Genomic DNA, 14,756 nt, shown 5'->3' with positions numbered 1-14,756 from the left:
TCATCCATTGCGCGCCATCGCGATGTTCGCCTGACGCATGATTGCCTGTGCCTGCTGCTGCGCGCTTTGGCGCGTCGTGCCCGGTGGCACGGCAATGTTCAGGTTGAACGTGTGCCCGGCACCTCCGCCGCTGGATGCGCTTCCCGGTGTGACGGTACCGCCCTGGTCGCCCATCATCAGGAACGTGCGGTTGGCGACCGTCAGCAGCTCCGGCCCTTTCTCGTTGACCTCGTACAGGCCACCGGGCGATGCATCGCCACCGGACGCCATGTGGAAGGGGTAGGTCAGCAGGCTGCCGATATCGTCCGCGCCGACACTGAAATCAGGCGTCAATCCCATCAGGCCGGAGGGCATGAGATCGGTCGAGAACGACATTGCACTGCCGCCCGTCAGCCCGAGCAACCCCATGCCCCAGCTGAACAGCTGCCCGAGCCATCCGCCGGTGCTGCTGCCGCCGGAACCATTGCCCGAGCCGATACCGAAGAGCTGGTTCGTCAGGTCCTGCGCGACGATCTTCGTGATGGCCTGCTCGATGCTGTTGGCCATATCAAGGAATTCCTGGCGCAGCGTCTTCGTCCGCGTGATCGTGTTGTCCAGCATGTTCGCGAACGAGTTGGCGAAGACATCGGAGATCGACTTGCCGAGCACGCTGCTCGAGGCGGACAGTTGCTGGACCTGCAGGCCGAATTGCTGCGCCTCGAGATCGAGTTGTGGCAGGCCAGAGTTTGAGGCGATGCCCTGCATCTGCTCCTGGATCTGTGCGAGCTGCTGCGCGGCCTGCTGGCGTAGCTGGCCAAGTTCGATCATGCCAGCCACCGCACCTTTCTCGCCGGTTTCCTGTGCGAGGGCCAGCTCCTTCTCTGCGAGCGTGAGCCGCTGGGTGATCTGCTCGGCTTCCTGCTTCAGCGAATTCATCTGCGCCTGGGCGATCGCGGCGTTACGCGCCTGCGCGAGCGTGGCAAGCGTGTCGGTATCGCCGGCGAGCGTGGCCTGCCGCTGCAGATGACCGTGCTCGCGATCGAAGTCGGCGCCGGCCATGCGACCCGGGTCACGGTCGAGCTTGCCAAGTTCCGAGTTCAGCTTCTCAACCTCGTCCCGGTATTTACGCGTGTCCTCGGTCTGCTTTTCTGTCAGCTCGGACAGACGTTCTGACGACTGCAGCAGCGCCTGCTGTTCGTCGTTGCGCAGCGCGTTCGCCCGGTTCGTCAGCATGACGCGGGTCCGGGCGTCGGCCGTGCGCTTCGCCGCACTTTCCACAATCGCGATCTGCTGGTCGTAGAGGGTGCGGATCTGCGCGTTGTACTGCTCGATTGCCGCCTTCGATTGATCGTAATAGGCCTGCTCGCTGATCCGGTCGTCCCGATACTGCAGCTCGAGCTGCTTCTGGCGATCTTGCAGCAGTCGCCCCTGTGCGGTGATCTGCTCCTGGATCGGTTGCGTCTGGGCGTCGAGATTCGCCCGATTGAGCCCAGCTCCATCGCCATGGCTGTATTCCTTGCGGATGCGATCCTGCATTGCGGCGATGTCAGTGGGCGAAGCCCCGGCCTGCTGACCGACGCGCGTGGCTTCGTCGAGCTCCTCCCTCAGACGTTCCGCGCCGATTTTGTGCGCCTTCGTGAGCTCATCCCAGCGGGATTTCGCGGCGACCACCATCTCATCGGTGTGCGCCTTGTAGGCGGCCAGCGACGCGGCATCCTGCTGGCGGCGCGCGAGCGACGTGGCGGCCGACTGTTGACGCATCAGGTCGCCATAGCTGCCGCCTGCCTGGAAATTCATCGCCGAGCCATCACCCACGCTCATCGCGTACCCGAAGTCGGTCTGGCCCGAGCGCATGGCGGTGAGCGTACGGTTGATCCGCGCTGCTGATTCCGCCGCCGTCTCGGCGCGCCCGACCGACATGAGTGCATCGGCCGCGTCGCTGATCGCGGATTTCAGACCACGCCAGGCCCGCTCGATGTAGCCAAGGTTTTCCGTTGCGGTCGTACCGAGGTGCTGGTAGAACGCCGTCGAGGCGACTTCCATCGCCTTTTCCTGCTGACCGGCCTGCTCGAGCGCCTTGACGTGATCGTAAAGTGCGCCGTCGACGAAGTGATACTGCTTGTTCGCCTCGAGTGCCCACTTCAGTACGCCGTCGGACATACCGGAGAACTGACGGACAATCTCTTGCGCGCTCAGGCCAGTCATGACCTGCAGCCGGGCGGCAGCCAGTGCCACGGACTCAAGGGCGCCGGAACTGACGCGCCCCGATGAAATCAGTGCCTGCGTGATCTCGCGCGCATTGCCAATCGTGGCGCCCGTGGCATCCGCCACGCTGCGCGACAGCCGGTTATAGCTGGCCTCGGTCTGGCCCGCGTAGTTGCCGGTCAGCATGATCGAGCGGGCAAACTCGGCCGACTCCATCGCTCCCTTGATCGCCAGTGCCGCGAAGCCGGCCACAGCGGCAGCCAGAGCGGCAATCGCGATTCCGGCCGGAGAGGTCAGCTTCGACATGATGTCGATACGCTCGCCGAGCACCATGAGCGAGCCCGCTGCGCGCTTGAAATTACCAGTGGCGAGTTCGTGGGCGAGCACCAGCATCTCGCGGCGCGCACCCACCGACGCGTGACCGACCCGTTCGATGCTGGCTGCGGCTTCCTCGGCGCCCTGCACGCGCTGGATCGCCCGGCCCGCAGCGGCCACACCCTGGATGTTGTCGGACGTGCGGGAGGCTGCCGCATCCATGCGACGCATTGCAGATTCGACGATCTGCTGAAGGCGCCCCATGTCTTCCTGCGTGCGGGCCACATTGCCCTGCAGTTCGAGAACGAGAGAACCGAGCGACATGGCGGAACGCTTACGTGCGGTTGAATACCAGTTTCAGGATCGTGGCGGACTGCTGCTCGGGGTCTTCGAAGTAGATCGGCTTCTCTTCGACACGGGGCAGGTAGGGCATGAAATCGCTCGCGCGGTAGGCCTTCGGCAGGGCGCGATTGCCGTGGTTGCCGACGGCGGCGGCGATGATGCCGGCGCGCAGGTCGGCGCGCGCCTCACCGATGGCCTCAAGGCGCTCGAAGGCCATCCATTCGGTCAACTCACTGCTGTCGAGATTGGCGAGCAGCTGCCGGACCGTCATGCCGAGGGCTGCGGCAAGCCGGAAGCAGAAGCGTCGGGCTGGCCGCTCACGGAGTTTTTTTCTGCGTCTGCCACGGCATCCTTTGACAGGCCGTTGATGCGCTGCGCGGCGACAAACAGCCGCTCGATGACCGCTGCATTCTTGCCCGCGAGCGCAGGCAGGTCATCCAGCGTGAGAAGTGGTGTGCCAGTCTCATCGACCGCCGTGAAGATCACGAGCTTCGCGCGCATGTTCTCGGTATCGACGGTGTACCGGCCCGATGCATCCTTCGTCATCAGGCTGGTTTCATAGGCGTCGCGTTGCGTGCCCGTCATCGTGCGGAGGATGACGGCGCCGCCCCATTCGGGCACATCGACAGTTGCGGTCGTCAGGTCGCTGGCAGCGAGGATCGCCGCCTTGTTCAGGATGGTAGACATGGCAGTTCCGTAGTGAGGCAGAAAGAAATAGGCAGGCGTCACGCGAAGGTGATCGGCCCCGTGATGATCAGGTTGACGGTGGCGGTCAGCAGCTTGTCCACGCCACCATCCCAGGGGAACGACTCGACGAACGCGGTGAAGGTCGCGGTATGCGCATTGGGCAGCGTTAGTTTGTAGTTTGCGAGCGCGCTGCTCGCCTTGAGTGTCTGTAGCGCAAGCTGGCCGGCATCGGCGAGGTCAATATCGATGTCGAAGCTGAAATTGCCCGGATCCTGCAGACCCGCGCGGTATTCCTTGGCAAGCGAGGCCAGGTTCGTCGCATCGAGCTTCGAGGTCTTGCCATCAAACCCCTTGATGGTCTTGAAGTTGCCAATCGGTGTCCACGCGATGGGCGTGGCCGTGCCGCCCGAGGTCCATGACGGGCCCCCGGTCGAGTTGTAGCCGATCGCGAACGTATTGGGCGTCACGTTGGTCACGACAAAGGACTGGCCGTTCAGGCCAGCTTCACCGCCTACGCCTGCGAACGACACCACGTCGCCGTTGGCAAAACCGTGCGCGGTCGCCTCGATGATGGTGGGGTATCCGAGAATGATTCCGGTGATGCTGACGGCGGCGCCGGCGCCGCCCGACACGGCAAGCGACGAGCCCTGCGACGAAATGGCAGTCGAGGTCATGGGAGTGGCTCCAGGGAAGGAAACAGCAGGGAAAACAGATCAGTCGTGCCAGACAGAGAACGTCTGCACGACGCGGAAAGCCTTCACGTCGGATTCGTACAGGTCCTGCTCGTGCTGCAGGACGTTCTGGATGGTCCACGACTGGAACGCAGCGGCCACGGCCGCAGCCGTCGCGACGGCATCCGTGTAGGTGTAGCCCCAGGACGAGATCTCGAAGAGCGTGTTGTTGATGGGCGGTGAGCCATTGCCGGCGAGCGTGTTGCAGACCGGGCTCGCGAGACGCCGGTAGACGATGTACGGATACGTGCCATCCTGCAGCTGCACCTGGGGTGCGGCGCCACCGGCGGAAAGGGGCTGCAGGAGTGCCGCGACCTGCTCCTGGATCGTGGTCATTTCACGCAGCTACTTCATCAATAGCCCGAGGTTTGCCGCTTCCTTCGGGATGCGGGTCTCGAGATAGTCGATCATGGCCTGGATTGCCTGGTCCTTCGCGATGGCGAACGCGGGCCGCATGAACGAGCGGGGCTCCACCCAGATTGCGCCGGGGGCGGTCTTCACGGCCGTCCGATGTGCCTTCAGCGTCACGCCCTTCGGGCGCGGGGGGACATACGCGTGGCCGAACTCGAGCCACGTCCAGTAGTACGCGTCGAGATTCGTAATACGGCCGCGCACAACCTTGACCTGGTTCTTCCGGCCACGCCGCACGCCGACGTAGAACACCTGCAGCAGTTCGTTCGAGCGCTCGGGAATCTGCTTCTGGTAGATCGCGCGCCGGATACGGCCGGGATCGGCTCGTGGATCATCTCCCTCGTAGACCGGCGCGAACACGACCGCTTGCTGGCGCAGCACGGTGGCGCCAGCATTGACCGCTCCACGCAGCACGTTGCGCCCGATATTGCGGGGCAGCTGCTCGAGCGCGCGGGCAAACTCATCCAGCCCCTTGATGCAGCGCAGTTCAGCCATAGGTCAGTCCTTCGTTCGCCAGCAGCTCGACGGTCCGGTTCGATTCATCGATGTTCAGCGCCGCAGCGATATCGAAAATCCGCCCCGCGTAGACAATGCGATAGGTCGCCACGACACGCGGATCAGCAAAGATCGCGTCATACCGGACTGTGAAACGGTGGGAGACATCCGTCGAGATCGATTGCGCGGCGGCACGCTTATCGCCGCTCAGGGCTTCGATGTACGCATAGACCGACTTGATCGCCGTCCACGTCTCGACCTGCTGGCCGAAACTGTCCCGGGCCGTGCTGCGCTGCTGGACGGCAACCCGACGGTTCAGCTGCCCGGCGCGCATCTGCGTGGTCATGGCAACCTCATCATGGCAACGACATCCGGTAGGGATCGAGGAGCCCCGCCACGAACGGCAGTTCCTCGACCTTGCCCCGGTTGAGGATCGCGACTTCCTCACGGTTCTCATACAGCGAGCCGGTGCGCAGCAGGATCCAGTTGCGGATGCCCTCGGGCACCGGCTCCGGGCCACCATAGACATAACTTGTGCCGCTGCCTGCATCCGACAGCGTGACCGGGTTACCGCCCGGATCCTGCAGGGCATAGAGGCCCGCACTCGCTGTCGTGACCGTGTATGGCACGTCAGCCTGCAATGGCGTCGGCAATATTCCGCCCGAATTGAAAAACCGGACGGTATCGCCGACATTCCACGTGACGGGGCCGCGCACCTGGATCTGCGTCGCGGGCAGACCGCCCTGGACCGTGCAGACCGACATGTAGCCAGCGTCATACGTCACAGTGACCGCCCCGATCTGCGGCAGCGGGATCGGCCAGATCTTGCCGAATCCGGGCGTGATGATCGCGGGCATGAGCGCCGCGTTGAGCACGTAGTCGCCCGGATCCATCGTCTGCGGTGTGCCGTTCATGTCGAGATAGTCGATCGACACAACATCGACGAGCGGCGCGTGCGGCAGCACGATGGCAAAGGCCGGGTAGTTGATCACGTGCTCGAACGGTAGGGGTGTGCCGATGCCGGCCATCGGGAAACGGTCGAGTACGAGCCGGTAGCGAGCGTGGAGCAGCTGCTGGCGGGTGATGGTCTCAGCGGCTATCCGGGCGGTGGTCACGAGCGACGCGATGAGCGTATCCTGGGCATCGTCGGTCACGCGCAGGTGCAGCTTGGCCTCCGCGAGATCGACGGGCTCGCCCACCGGCCGCTGCAGCAGGATTTCCGGCATGGCTCAGGCAATGTGACCGTCAGACGATCTGGACGACGCTCGCGTCGCCGAGATTGACCGGAATCGACGCTGATGCATCCACCGGCGGATCGAAGCGGCCACCGACACCGAAAAGGTACGCGGCAACAAACGAGGCTGCCGTGCCGACCGTGAGCGAGAGCTGCACGAACGCGTAGCCGTTGTTCGTGTCGACGTCGCCGCTGCGGAAGTTGATGAGCGCCTGCACGTTGGCACCGCTGGCCGCCTGGATCGTCGTGATCGCCATGTTCGGCAGATCCTTGGCGCCGGTGCCGGTCGCATCCTGCGCCTGACGGATCTTTGCGTCGAGCGTGGCATTCGTGCCCATTGCGCCCGTACCGATAAGCGCGAGGAACGTGTGGAAATTCTGCACCGGCACCCAGGCCGTGGCGACGGTGCCGGCCGGCTGGTTGGCGGGATCGATCGAGGTGAGCAGCGCCTCGAAATCAGTGGGTTTCAGGCTCGGAAACATATTGGGATCCTCCCGGAATCAGCGGGCTGCGAGCTGGATGAACGGCGACAGATTGTTGGAACCGTTTGCCGGCTTGATCGGATTGACGATGGTCGGCTGGCCATCGAGGCGGAACACCGTGCGAAAGGCCATCGCGTCGGCATCGAAGTACAGGTGCATGGACGTGGCGGTTTCAATCCCGGACGCCTTCTTGATGGTGCGGTAGTACGACATGTCGAGCAGGATCACGTCGCCTTGCGACGAGAAACTCTTCGCGTGCTGCGAGACGAAGACCGGACGGCCGAGAAGCATCCCGTAGGGCGACTCCTGCGCGCCGGCCGAGATCGGCAGATAGATCGGGTAGTTGCCGAGCGTGAGCGTGAAAAGCGCGGGCAGCACGTCGTTGTTCACGAGCCAGATCGCGCGACCGAACGAGCCCGGCGGTAGCCGCGAGATCATCTTCGAGAGGTTCGAGATGGTCAGCGTCTGCGTGGCCTGACCCGAATCCTTCGAAACCACGATCGCCGCATTGCCCTGTAGTGCGCCGATCGGCATCCCGTTGCCGGCGCCGAACAGCAGGGAATCGTTGGTCTTCCAGCGGATCGAGTCGCCGATCTTGCGGTTCAGATACTGGCCGAGGGCTGGGCCGTCCGCGATGAGTTCATCGGTCAGCGGCACGAGCGCCATCATCTTGTGCAGGAACTGCGTCGTTGCCGACAGCTTGGGCTTGGTCGCCGTGCCGGTATTGGCCTCGGCCTGCCAGTACGCGCGGATCCCGTCGGTGCCCCACGGCGTGGTTTCGTCTTTCGGGAACACCATCGAGTTACCCTCGATGTCGTAGTCGTCGGTGTACGGCAGCAGAGCATCCTCGCCCAGCGACAGCGTAAAGATGTCGCGCGAAAACTCCGGGGGAATCAGAAAACCGCCATCCGGGCCGGAGCCTTCGCCGCCGTAGGTGGTCGGTGCGACCGCGCCAATGCCACCGAACCGAAGCCGGTCGTCGGCACGCATCGGATTGACGGTGGCCATGTGCACCGAGCGGGCGAATTCGCCGAGGGTCTGGAAGCCGCGCTTCGGATCCTGCTCGACGTTCTCCGACACGCTGATGCGCGCCCCCTCGGGAATCGGCACACCTGCGGTGCGTTCGGCCTCGATCAGTGCTTCCTCGCGCTCGATCTGGCGCTGCGTGGACTGGATCGATGCCATCAGCGTGTCGTACTGCGTCGCCTCGGCTTCGTTCAGGTCACGATCTTCGGCGTGGGCGGTGTCGACCAGCTTGCGCGCGTCGGCCACCAGTGCAGCCTTGCGCTGCTGCAGGGTGCGGAGGGTTTTGCTCATATCAGGCTCCAGAAATGAAAAAACCTCACTGCAATGAGATCTGCAGCGAGGTCGAGAGATGAGACGGGTTGGGATTACGTGCCGATCAGTTCGAGGAGACGCCGCCGGCACGCGATGCGTCCCATGCCCTCGGTGACTGCGGGCTGGGCCTGAGGAGCAGCAGGAAAATCTGCTGCCTTTGCCTTCACAGACTGGCGCAGGTTTTTTGACATGCGCCGGATCACGTCATCGAAGGTGGCAATGTCATCGACCATGCCGGCGTCCTTTGCGGCCTGTGCGCCGAGCACGCGCCCCTGCCCCATGCCATCGCGCACAGTTGCAACTGGTACGCCCCGGTTGCGGGCCACGGCCTTCGTGAATGCGCCGTAGTATTCGTCGACCCGGCTTTGCATGAACGCCTGCGCATCGGCGGAAAGCGGACCGTACGGGTTGCCTTCGGTCTTGTATTTTCCCGCCGAGATGAGCGTGGTCGTGACGCCGGAATCTGCCAGCGCCTTTGACCAGTCCTCGTGCGCCGACCACACTCCGATCGATCCGACCTCGCCGCCAGGCGTTACATAGAACTCGCTCGCGGCACTCCCGAGCCAGTACGCGGCACTTGCGGCGAGGCTGTTTGCGATGGCAACGACCGGCTTCTGCCCGCGTGCCTGGTAGATCTCGTCGGCCAGTTCCTGCACGCCGTAGACGCTGCCACCAGGCGAATCGACATCGATCAGGATCGCGTCGATAGAGTCATCCGCGAGCGTCGAACGCAGGGTCTGCGCGAATAGCTGCGTGCTCATCGAACCAGGGCCGGAGATGTCTTCTGCCATGTTTCCGCGCTGCGTGACGACGCCGTACATCGGGAGCACGGCGATCGAGCCGTTGCCTGCTCGTGCGCTTGTGCCACGCCGTGCCGCCACGGTAGCGGCATCAGCCCGGACCTGTGCCATCGTGTCGGCATCGGCGACGCTGCCGAGCGACCAGCGCGCGATGACGCCGGCAAACGCCGACAGCCGTTCGGGCATGACGGCCCATGGCGTCGCGAGAAATTCAGAGATCAGGAGCGCATGCTTCATTCGTTATTCCCGCCATCGTCGGATTCGTCGTCTGGGACATCGTCAGGTTCGCTGGAAGATGGCTGCACCGGGGCCTGTGAAACACCCGCAGCATCCGGATTGCTGGCATCGCTTTCCTCGACCATGTTGAGCGGTCGCAGCGGTTCGTCGAGCCCGTCGAGCGGATCAAGCGATTCCATGCGGCGTGCCTCGTTACGCGTCAGCCAGCCATCGAGAATCCCGTTGTGGTAGTACATGGCCCGTGCCTGCGCATCGCCGCGCAGCAGTGCCGTGACAGGGAACTCGACGTTGAGACCCTCATCCTCGCCGAGGAAGTAGTAGCGGATCGCTTCTTCCCAGCGCACGAGCCACGGACGCAGAGTATGGATCACGAACTCGAGCGATTGCTGCTCGATGTTCGAGAAGGTTGCCTTGTCCAGGTCGCCGATCATGTGCGGCGGGATCCGGAACAGACGCGCGATCTCAGAGACGGAGAATTTGCGCGTCTCGATGAACTGGATGTCCTCGTTCTTCAAGCCCAGCTCGTGGTACTTCATGCCGAATTCGAGGATGGCCGTCTTGTGCCGGTTGCGGCCGGTCTGCTGACGCTGCCATGCCTCGCGGAATTCGCGCCGCTTCTCATCGGACGGAAACGCGTTCGGCATCTCGATCCAGCCACCCGGCGTCGCGTCGTTCATGAAGAAGCGCATCCCGTAGTCCTGTGCGGCGAGTCCACCGGCAACTGCTTCGCGCGCGGCTGTAATCGGGTTGTAGCCGACGATTCCGTCCGGCGACAGACCGCGCAGGTGGAACACTTCGCTTCGTGCGAGCACGATCTCGCTGCCGTCGCGGCGCGTATACCGGTAGCGCCACTGCGTATCGGACAGCAGTTCGATCGTCACACGATCCGGATGCAGCGGCAGCAGGTCTGTCACTTCACCCCGGCTGTTCGAGACGATCTGCGCGAACGCGTTGCCGCGCAGCGTGCAGTGTCCCTGCAGCATCTCCCGGAATTCCAGGGGATTCTGGAAATCGTTGGGCCTTACGGCGAGCAGCCGGTGAAGCCAGTGGTTGTGCAACGGCGTCTTCCGTCCATCATGCCGCTCGCGGTACAGCATGAACGGCAGTGTTGAGACGGATTCTGCAAGCACGCGCACGCAGGCGAATACGGCCGTGAGCCGCATTGCCGCATCGGCGTTGACCGAGTGCGGCGTGCCCCGAAACGGCACCGGCGAGAACCAGAAATCGCCCCACGGAGACCGGTCACCGGTGTCCGCGTTTAGGCGCATCGATAGCAGCACGGATCACTTCCTCGCGATGAGCGCGCCGAACACCGTGAACGCGAGCACAAGCGTGCCGACCGCTACCAGTGCCGCCGGAATGCTGATAAGCGCCAGGCCCGAGCCGATCAGGGCAATACCGGTCAGCAGGGAAGCGTTGTAGGTCAGCGGGCTCATACGATCATCAAGGTGTAGTCGTCGGGCATCTTCGGGGTGCCGTCACCGACGAGCGCGCGCGACAGCGCCATGATCAGCGCGACGATCCCGTCGATCTTGTTCTCGGAGCGCTCCTTGCGCGGGTAGATGTTGTCCTTCGCATCCAGGTGCGCGACGACGTTGCTCACCATCCAGCCCAGCACGGGATCGCCATCGTGGAGGAGCCGACGCTGCAGCACGAGCGCCTCGAGTGCCTTCATCGGTTCCGAGAAATTCAGCACGGTCGGCCGCACCTCGATCATCGGCAGGCCTTCGGCTAGCATCCGTGTCGACAGCTGCGTCGCCTGAAACGGATCGAACGCGATGGCCTGGACCTGGAAGCGGCTCGCCGTCTCGATCAGATCGGCCTCGATCCAGCCGAAGTCGATCACGTTGCCCGGAGTGACCGTTAACCGACCGGTGCGCATCCAGCCGGCGTACTGGCTGTTGCCCGTTGCCATCACCGTTTCCTCGGGCAGGTAATACTTGCCGAAGACCACATAACCGCCATCGATCTCCGGATGCACGAAAAGCAACATCAGCGCGGCGATGTCAGTCTTGCTTGCGAGGTCCAGACCAATCCAGCAAGGCTGGCCGATGAAGCTTTCGATATCGAGTGCCGAATCCGCGCACCGGTCCCACGCCCGCATATCCATCCACGCGGTGTCGGCGTTGACCCATTCGTTGAGGTGCTTGGTCTTGAAGTTGTTGACCGCGCTCGGCAACTGCATCGCCTTCGCTTGCAGCGGCACCAGCACCTCGGGCTGGACCGAGATGCCCCAGTTCGGATTCGCCTTGATCAGCGCTTCTTCGGTCGTCCAGTCGTCACCGTCGTCGAGGCCGTACACGATGCCGAACTGGCTGTCGTCCTCGAACACGCCCTCGAGCAACTTCGTGACAAAAGTGCGGATTTCGTAGCAGATGCCGGCCCGGTTGCTGCCCGCCGTCGTGATCACCCACAGCAGCGAATTGTTCCGTTTGCCGGTTCCCGTTTCGACCACGTCGTAGACCGTGCGCGTCTTGTGGGCGTGCAGTTCATCGACGCAGCCGAAGTGGATGTTCAGGCCGTCGAGCGTGGAGCCCTCGGCGGAAAGGGCTTCGAACTTGGAGCCGGACGCCAGCACATTCATGTTGTGCGCACCGACGGCGACACCAAAGCGCGAACGGAACCCGGCGCTGCGCCGGGCCATCGTCTGTGCATCGCCAAACACGATGCGCGCCTGGTCGCGTGTCGTCGCCAGCGAATACACCTCTGCGCCGCCTTCGCCGTCGGCCGCGAGCATGTACAGGCCCACTGCAGACGACAGCGTCGATTTGGCGTTGCCGCGCGGCACTTCAATGTATGAGCGCCGGAAACGGCGTCGGCCATCGGCCTGCACCCAGCCGAACACGGTGGTCAGGATGAACACCTGCCACGGCTCGAGTGTGATTGACTCACCGGCCAGCGGCCCCTTGACGTGGGGCAGTCGCTCGATGAACGAACACAGGTTGTCCGCTGGCGCGAAGGGCCTGCCGGAGCGGTCCGTCAGCTTCGGATTGAACCGATAGGGACTGCTCTTACCCTTGAACCGGGCTAGATCATTCAGCTGCCGCTGGCAGGCGAGCTTGACCCAGCGGCACGCGGGGACGTTGCCCGCTACGACGGCCTCGGCATACCGTCGGGCAGTCATCGCGTAGCTCGACGTTGCCATCAGCCGGCGATCTCCGACCATGGATCGTGCGCGCTCGTCGGCTCCTGCGCAATCTGTACCCGCGAGCGGGAAGCGGGGGTGAAGCCCATTTCCGATTCGTAGCTTTTCATCTCGAGCGCGAGATCGCGAATCACGTCCATCAGCGGCGAGCGACGCAGGATGCCGCTCGGCGTCTTGATGATCATGCCGGCCACGCCGGCGCGATTGATCTTGGCCAGCGCCTCCCGATAGAGGCCGGCGCAGTTGGCCCAGCGTTCCAGCACGGCGGCATCGAGCGACGAGAGCAGTCCCGGCGGCGCATTCTCGATCGCGTAGCGCCAGGCTTCCTTGGCGGTATCCGACATGTACTCGGGCGGCTCACCGAGCTTTCCGGTCGGGCGTGGCTCGTGCGGATTGATCCGGCATTTCTGCAAGGTGCCTTTGACCTTCTTGACGGCAGCGGGTAGCGGCTTACGGCCGGCCATGGGGGGCATCGAGCATCAAAAAAAGTTTTTCATTTTGCACGCGCAAAAATTCAGGCACGCGCACGATCCGGCGGCCGGAAGCGCCAGAGATCTGATCCCCCCTGAGGGGCCATCGTTGCCGCCGTGGGCCGCGACAACGCCACCCGTCACGCCCGTTCGCGCGCGGGCATCCGTTTCGCTCAGCTGTGCAGCGAGGCCCACACGGCGCGGATTTCATGGAGTCGTTGGGCGACGAGCGCGCTGCGCGGTTTCGGTTGCTGTCTTCCGGTTATGGCACGACGTGCACAGCGACTGGAGGTTGACCCAGTCGAGGCGAGCGCCACCATCCTTGATTGGCACGATGTGATCCACGACGCGAGCAGCGACGGTCAGACCACGCGACGAGCATTGCAAGCACAGCGGATGCGATCGCAGATAAGCCGCGCGACATTGCTGCCAGGCCAGCGACTTGTAGAAGCCGAGTTCCGCATCGAACGCGCGTCGCGCTCGACCGTAATCGCGATGCGTCCATCCACGATGTGTAGCGCAGAAGCCGGGCGTCGTGAGCACCGCCGCGCATCCTGGGAACCGGCACGGCGTCGGCGCTCCACGTGGCATCACATCGTCCGCTTGGCTTCATGATTGAACAGCGTGTTCATGGAGTCGTTATCCACCACGAGAGGAGTACGACAATGAGCACCATCGAACTGACGCCCGCGCAACACGCGATCCTCGCCTACGCGATCAACCATACCAGCGGCAAGATCGACTGGTTTCCCGACAACATCAAGGGCGGCGCCCGCAAGAAGGTGATCGACGGCCTGTCGAACCGCGCCCTGATCATCACCGACGGCATCGACTGGTTTGTGGCCGCCGAGGGTTACGATGCGCTGGGTGTGCCGCGCTTTGGACTGGTGTCGCCCGTCGATGCTGCCGATCCCGAGATGGAGGTCGCAGTCGAAACTGCCGAAGCAAACCTCGGGATCAAGGCACCACGCCGCACGCGCGAGAACAGCAAGCAGGCGATGGTCATTAGCATGCTGCGACGGCCCGAAGGCGCCACCATCGCGCAGATCTGCGAAGCGACCGGCTGGCAGGCGCACACCGTGCGCGGCACGTTCGCAGGATCGTTCAAGAAAAAACTCGGCCTGACCATCACGTCCGACAAGGTCGATGGCGAGCGGATTTACCGCATAGCAGGCTGACTGCCCCGCAAAAGCTCACCAGCCTTCATTGAAGCGCGCTCCATCGTGGGCGCGTGCCGCTTCGATGCTCGTGTGCTCTTGCCCGAACCGTAGGTCCAGAGGAGAAGATCGAGTTTTTTGGCTGCGGTGAGGCCGGACTGACCATGCACACGATCGAATTCCTTTTCAAGGTCGGCCCATTCAGTCGTAGCCAAGAGATTGTGCGTAACTCGCCCGAGCGCGCTGTGGACAGCGATTGCCCTCCGCGTCTTTGCAGACGGCGATCCGGTTCGCAGAAGCGACCAGGGCATCTCAGGGAAAAATTTCTTCATTACCCCAAGTACGTTGCCATCTACGGTTGGTTGACACCGATCGATCCTGGTAATGCCCTTCGATACGAAGGATGCTTCAACTTTTCCTGTAGTCGCAAGAACCTCTGCCAACAGCCATTCGAACGATGAGTTCTTCGCAAGCAATGCAGTCGTGAGCCTGTCGAAAAATTTGGCTTGCCATTGGGCATTCCGCCTGACTTTAAAGAAACGGACAAAGCAACGCTGAAACTCAGCGTTAGTGCGGAGATCGCTGTTCAGGGCTTGCAGCCGATCGAGTTCCTGAAGTTCCCCAATCGCAGCTTTTATCTTGGGGTGCGCGACAACGCCATGAACACGGATGTCGCGAATCAACGAAGCATATTGATCGATATTGCAAAGCTGCATGATGTCGGCCAT

Annotated in this window: 18 protein-coding genes; 1 reads left to right on the top strand and 17 read right to left on the bottom strand. The window is 63.2% G+C overall.

All coding sequences use genetic code 11. The annotated features are described in order from the left end of the window. The 16 genes from J7024_RS06695 to J7024_RS37445 form a co-directional block, all read right to left on the bottom strand. Positions 1 to 2,823, bottom strand: a complete 2,823-nt coding sequence (locus tag J7024_RS06695) for a phage tail length tape measure family protein (RefSeq protein WP_234744898.1) — start codon at positions 2,821 to 2,823, stop codon at positions 1 to 3. 10 nt (positions 2,824 to 2,833) lie between these two features. Beyond that, the gene (locus J7024_RS06690) at positions 2,834 to 3,112 is read right to left on the bottom strand and encodes a phage tail assembly protein T (RefSeq protein WP_234744897.1); all 279 of its coding nucleotides are present in this window, start codon (positions 3,110 to 3,112) and stop codon (positions 2,834 to 2,836) included. Continuing rightward, positions 3,109 to 3,528, bottom strand: a complete 420-nt coding sequence (locus J7024_RS06685) for a phage tail assembly chaperone (protein ID WP_234744896.1) — start codon at positions 3,526 to 3,528, stop codon at positions 3,109 to 3,111. The genes J7024_RS06690 and J7024_RS06685 overlap by 4 nt, the downstream gene beginning before the upstream one ends. Positions 3,529 to 3,566: 38 nt before the next feature. Next, complete coding sequence (locus J7024_RS06680; protein ID WP_234744895.1) at positions 3,567 to 4,202, bottom strand: phage tail tube protein; 636 nt, start codon at positions 4,200 to 4,202, stop codon at positions 3,567 to 3,569. 39 nt (positions 4,203 to 4,241) lie between these two features. After that, entirely contained in the window at positions 4,242 to 4,595 is a 354-nt protein-coding gene (gene gp17, locus J7024_RS06675; RefSeq protein ID WP_234744894.1) for a tail completion protein gp17, read from the bottom strand. Positions 4,596 to 4,604: 9 nt separating this feature from the next. Then, positions 4,605 to 5,165 carry an HK97-gp10 family putative phage morphogenesis protein gene (locus J7024_RS06670; RefSeq protein ID WP_234744893.1) on the bottom strand — a complete coding sequence of 187 codons (561 nt, stop codon included), beginning with the start codon at positions 5,163 to 5,165 and terminating at the stop codon, positions 4,605 to 4,607. After that, positions 5,158 to 5,511 carry a phage head closure protein gene (locus J7024_RS06665; RefSeq protein ID WP_234744892.1) on the bottom strand — a complete coding sequence of 118 codons (354 nt, stop codon included), beginning with the start codon at positions 5,509 to 5,511 and terminating at the stop codon, positions 5,158 to 5,160. The genes J7024_RS06670 and J7024_RS06665 overlap by 8 nt, the downstream gene beginning before the upstream one ends. A 10-nt stretch (positions 5,512 to 5,521) precedes the next feature. Further along, complete coding sequence (locus tag J7024_RS06660) at positions 5,522 to 6,391, bottom strand: head-tail connector protein (protein WP_234744891.1); 870 nt, start codon at positions 6,389 to 6,391, stop codon at positions 5,522 to 5,524. Positions 6,392 to 6,410: 19 nt separating this feature from the next. Then, complete coding sequence (locus J7024_RS06655) at positions 6,411 to 6,881, bottom strand: hypothetical protein (RefSeq protein WP_234744890.1); 471 nt, start codon at positions 6,879 to 6,881, stop codon at positions 6,411 to 6,413. 18 nt (positions 6,882 to 6,899) lie between these two features. Next, positions 6,900 to 8,198, bottom strand: a complete 1,299-nt coding sequence (locus J7024_RS06650) for a phage major capsid protein (RefSeq protein WP_234744889.1) — start codon at positions 8,196 to 8,198, stop codon at positions 6,900 to 6,902. 74 nt (positions 8,199 to 8,272) lie between these two features. Continuing rightward, positions 8,273 to 9,256: a S49 family peptidase gene (locus J7024_RS06645; RefSeq protein WP_234744888.1), complete on the bottom strand. Its 984-nt coding sequence runs from the start codon at positions 9,254 to 9,256 to the stop codon at positions 8,273 to 8,275. Further along, on the bottom strand, positions 9,253 to 10,536 hold the full coding sequence (locus J7024_RS06640) for a phage portal protein (RefSeq protein WP_234744887.1): 1,284 nt from the start codon (positions 10,534 to 10,536) through the stop codon (positions 9,253 to 9,255). Before J7024_RS06640 ends, J7024_RS06645 begins: the two co-directional genes overlap by 4 nt. Before the next feature lie 3 nt (positions 10,537 to 10,539). Beyond that, on the bottom strand, positions 10,540 to 10,692 hold the full coding sequence (locus tag J7024_RS06635) for a hypothetical protein (protein ID WP_155754958.1): 153 nt from the start codon (positions 10,690 to 10,692) through the stop codon (positions 10,540 to 10,542). After that, a complete protein-coding gene (locus tag J7024_RS06630; RefSeq protein WP_234744886.1) occupies positions 10,689 to 12,401 on the bottom strand; it encodes a terminase large subunit in 1,713 nt (570 codons plus the stop codon). The genes J7024_RS06635 and J7024_RS06630 overlap by 4 nt, the downstream gene beginning before the upstream one ends. Beyond that, on the bottom strand, positions 12,401 to 12,865 hold the full coding sequence (locus tag J7024_RS06625) for a phage terminase small subunit P27 family (protein WP_185733376.1): 465 nt from the start codon (positions 12,863 to 12,865) through the stop codon (positions 12,401 to 12,403). The genes J7024_RS06630 and J7024_RS06625 overlap by 1 nt, the downstream gene beginning before the upstream one ends. A 213-nt stretch (positions 12,866 to 13,078) precedes the next feature. Then, positions 13,079 to 13,462 carry an HNH endonuclease gene (locus tag J7024_RS37445; protein ID WP_442861897.1) on the bottom strand — a complete coding sequence of 128 codons (384 nt, stop codon included), beginning with the start codon at positions 13,460 to 13,462 and terminating at the stop codon, positions 13,079 to 13,081. 74 nt (positions 13,463 to 13,536) lie between these two features. Here J7024_RS37445 and J7024_RS06620 point away from each other — a divergent pair, with 74 nt between their 5' ends. Beyond that, positions 13,537 to 14,049: a DUF3489 domain-containing protein gene (locus J7024_RS06620; RefSeq protein WP_234744885.1), complete on the top strand. Its 513-nt coding sequence runs from the start codon at positions 13,537 to 13,539 to the stop codon at positions 14,047 to 14,049. Here J7024_RS06620 and J7024_RS06615 read toward each other — a convergent pair. Continuing rightward, on the bottom strand, positions 14,031 to 14,756 hold the full coding sequence (locus J7024_RS06615; RefSeq protein WP_234744884.1) for a hypothetical protein: 726 nt from the start codon (positions 14,754 to 14,756) through the stop codon (positions 14,031 to 14,033). The genes J7024_RS06620 and J7024_RS06615 overlap by 19 nt on opposite strands.

The sequence above is a fragment of the Burkholderia sp. WTPI3 genome (genome assembly GCF_021483755.1).
Taxonomy (GTDB): Bacteria; Pseudomonadota; Gammaproteobacteria; order Burkholderiales; family Burkholderiaceae; genus Burkholderia.
The sequence above is the reverse complement of the archived record's forward strand: the minus strand, read 5'-3'. Positions and strand labels throughout refer to the sequence as shown.

Excerpts from the sequence above, each read along its gene's own strand:
- J7024_RS06695 (WP_234744898.1), bottom strand. The coding sequence starts at position 2,823 with ATGTCGCTCGGTTCTCTCGTTCTCGAACTGCAGGGCAATGTGGCCCGC.
- J7024_RS06690 (WP_234744897.1), bottom strand. The coding sequence starts at position 3,112 with ATGACGGTCCGGCAGCTGCTCGCCAATCTCGACAGCAGTGAGTTGACC.
- J7024_RS06685 (WP_234744896.1), bottom strand. The coding sequence starts at position 3,528 with ATGTCTACCATCCTGAACAAGGCGGCGATCCTCGCTGCCAGCGACCTG.
- J7024_RS06680 (WP_234744895.1), bottom strand. The coding sequence starts at position 4,202 with ATGACCTCGACTGCCATTTCGTCGCAGGGCTCGTCGCTTGCCGTGTCG.
- gp17 (WP_234744894.1), bottom strand. The coding sequence starts at position 4,595 with ATGACCACGATCCAGGAGCAGGTCGCGGCACTCCTGCAGCCCCTTTCC.
- J7024_RS06670 (WP_234744893.1), bottom strand. The coding sequence starts at position 5,165 with ATGGCTGAACTGCGCTGCATCAAGGGGCTGGATGAGTTTGCCCGCGCG.
- J7024_RS06665 (WP_234744892.1), bottom strand. The coding sequence starts at position 5,511 with ATGACCACGCAGATGCGCGCCGGGCAGCTGAACCGTCGGGTTGCCGTC.
- J7024_RS06660 (WP_234744891.1), bottom strand. The coding sequence starts at position 6,391 with ATGCCGGAAATCCTGCTGCAGCGGCCGGTGGGCGAGCCCGTCGATCTC.
- J7024_RS06655 (WP_234744890.1), bottom strand. The coding sequence starts at position 6,881 with ATGTTTCCGAGCCTGAAACCCACTGATTTCGAGGCGCTGCTCACCTCG.
- J7024_RS06650 (WP_234744889.1), bottom strand. The coding sequence starts at position 8,198 with ATGAGCAAAACCCTCCGCACCCTGCAGCAGCGCAAGGCTGCACTGGTG.
- J7024_RS06645 (WP_234744888.1), bottom strand. The coding sequence starts at position 9,256 with ATGAAGCATGCGCTCCTGATCTCTGAATTTCTCGCGACGCCATGGGCC.
- J7024_RS06635 (WP_155754958.1), bottom strand. The coding sequence starts at position 10,692 with ATGAGCCCGCTGACCTACAACGCTTCCCTGCTGACCGGTATTGCCCTG.
- J7024_RS06630 (WP_234744886.1), bottom strand. The coding sequence starts at position 12,401 with ATGGCAACGTCGAGCTACGCGATGACTGCCCGACGGTATGCCGAGGCC.
- J7024_RS06625 (WP_185733376.1), bottom strand. The coding sequence starts at position 12,865 with ATGGCCGGCCGTAAGCCGCTACCCGCTGCCGTCAAGAAGGTCAAAGGC.
- J7024_RS37445 (WP_442861897.1), bottom strand. The coding sequence starts at position 13,462 with ATGCCACGTGGAGCGCCGACGCCGTGCCGGTTCCCAGGATGCGCGGCG.
- J7024_RS06620 (WP_234744885.1), top strand. The coding sequence starts at position 13,537 with ATGAGCACCATCGAACTGACGCCCGCGCAACACGCGATCCTCGCCTAC.
- J7024_RS06615 (WP_234744884.1), bottom strand. The coding sequence starts at position 14,756 with ATGGCCGACATCATGCAGCTTTGCAATATCGATCAATATGCTTCGTTG.